This window comes from Rhodococcus sp. R1101 (assembly GCF_000278445.1).
Lineage (GTDB): Bacteria > Actinomycetota > Actinomycetes > Mycobacteriales > Mycobacteriaceae > Rhodococcus > Rhodococcus gordoniae.
This window is the reverse complement of sequence record NZ_AJVB01000681.1, coordinates 1-1,555: the sequence shown is the minus strand read 5'-3', so window position 1 is coordinate 1,555 and position 1,555 is coordinate 1. Positions and strand designations below refer to the sequence as shown.

At 64.6% G+C, this 1,555-nt stretch carries 1 protein-coding gene and 1 pseudogene; both read right to left on the bottom strand.

The annotated features are described in order from the left end of the window. Positions 1–191, bottom strand: a pseudogene (locus R1101_RS28365) (glucose-6-phosphate isomerase); the annotation flags it as partial. Positions 192–232: 41 nt separating this feature from the next. Then, positions 233–1,237 carry a glucose-6-phosphate dehydrogenase (coenzyme-F420) gene (gene fgd, locus R1101_RS0123160; RefSeq protein WP_016935570.1) on the bottom strand — a complete coding sequence of 335 codons (1,005 nt, stop codon included), beginning with the start codon at positions 1,235–1,237 and terminating at the stop codon, positions 233–235. Positions 1,238–1,555 lie beyond the last annotated feature (318 nt).

Sequence of the window (1,555 nt, the reverse complement as noted above, 5' to 3'; positions counted from 1 at the left end):
GCCAACTGGAGGAGGAGTTCGAGAGTGCGGGCGGTGAGGCGCTGTTTGCTGAAGTCGACCACCAGATCCCCGGCGTGTGCGGTCAACGCCCGTATCCGCTGCGGCTCGATCGCGAACAGCTCCCGCAGGGACACCGCGGCGATCTCGTCCCGGTGAGCTTGGAGGGCTCGCCAGGCCTCCGTGGTCGTCACATCTCGCGTTTCCGTATCCATATTTCTGCCGACGTCTTTCGTCACGCCAGGGCGCGCAGGCGCGGTGCGAGGTCGCGTTCGAACAGTTCCAGGAACCGCTTCTGATCATGACCCGGCGCGTGGAACACGAGATGGTTCAACCCGGCATCGACATACGCCTTGACCTGCTCGACCGCCTCGTCCGGATCCGACGCCACGATCCACCGCTTGGCGACCTGCTCGATCGGCAACGCATCGGCCGCCGCTTCCATCTCCATCGGATCGTCGATGCTGTGCTTCTGCTCCGGGGTGAGCGACAACGGCGCCCAGAACCGCGTGTTCTCCAACGCCAGCTCGGGGTCGGTGTCGTACGAGATCTTGATCTCGATCATCTTGTCGATCCGGTTCACGTCGCGCTCGGCCTTCTCCGCTCCCTCCGCCACCGCCGGCAGCAGTTTGTCGGTGTAGAGCTCCATACCCTTGCCCGAGGTGCAGATGAACCCGTCCCCCGCCCGCCCCGCATACCGCGCCACCACCGGGCCACCGGCGGCGACATAGACCGGAATACCCTGCTCGGGCACGTCGTAGATCGACGCGCCCTTCGTGGTGTAGTACTCACCCTCGAAATCGACCCGGTCCCCGCGCCACAGTTCACGCATCAGCCGCACCGACTCGCGCAGCCGGGCGAAACGTTCCTTGAACTCCGGCCACTCCCCGGCATAGCCGGTGGCGATCTCGTTGAGCGCCTCACCGGTGCCGACACCGAGGAAGATCCGCCCCGGATACAGACAGCCCATCGTCGCGAAGGCCTGCGCGATCACCGCCGGGTTGTACCGGAACGTCGGGGTCAGCACCGAGGTCCCGAGCTGCAACCGCTCGGTGCGCTCCCCTACGGCGGTCATCCACGCCAGCGAGAACGGCGCGTGCCCTCCGTTGTGCCGCCACGGCTGGAAGTGATCCGACACCGTCGCCGAATCCATCCCGTGCCGCTCGGCCAGCACTCCCAGTTCGACAAGCTCGCGCGGGCCGAACTGCTCCGCAGACGCCTTGTATCCCAACTTCAGCATTACCGTGCAACCTCCGAACAACGTGGTGCCAGCGAAACGATCACGCACAATCGAGCAAATCCTGCACGAAATCATGCACACTGAGCGCAGACAGTGTCAATATCCACGCAAAGGTGTGTCGTCTGTGCGTTATGGTCGTGCACCGACCCCGACCACGGCGTCCGAGTACCCAGAAATTCGAGTGCCCAGAGCCCTAGGAGCAATCGTGTCAGCGACCGCACGGCGACGTGAGATCTTCCACCGAATCCTCGCCGACGGATATATCGATGCGAAGACCCTCTCGGCCGATCTCGGCGTCGACGCGTCCACGATCCGTCG

What these genes read in the sequence shown, in the direction of transcription:
- fgd (WP_016935570.1), bottom strand. Translation starts at nt 1,237, where the DNA reads ATGCTGAAGTTGGGATACAAGGCGTCTGCGGAGCAGTTCGGCCCGCGC.